The sequence below is a fragment of the Thalassotalea coralli genome (assembly GCF_055786205.1).
The window spans coordinates 1-255 of record NZ_JBVVBK010000035.1 but is presented as its reverse complement, the minus strand read 5'-3'; the positions used below and the strand labels follow the sequence as shown (position 1 = coordinate 255).

The 255-nt window shown below is 46.3% G+C and carries 1 protein-coding gene; it reads left to right on the top strand.

The window, feature by feature from the left end; all coding sequences use genetic code 11:
* Window positions 1-255: GTP-binding protein (locus ACOB80_RS20910; RefSeq protein WP_473167805.1), on the top strand; the 255-nt coding region annotated here is incomplete at both ends.

The following is a 255-nucleotide window of genomic DNA, read 5'->3' as shown; positions in this document are numbered from 1 at the left end:
GTGCTGCACAAATGGACGGCGCTATCTTAGTAGTAGCGGCGACAGACGGTCCAATGCCACAAACTCGTGAGCACATCCTTCTTTCTCGTCAGGTTGGTGTACCTTACATCATCGTATTCATGAACAAATGTGACATGGTAGACGACGAAGAACTTCTTGAGTTAGTAGAGATGGAAGTTCGTGAACTTCTTTCTGAGTACGACTTCCCAGGTGATGACCTTCCAATTATCGCTGGTTCTGCATTAGGTGCATTGA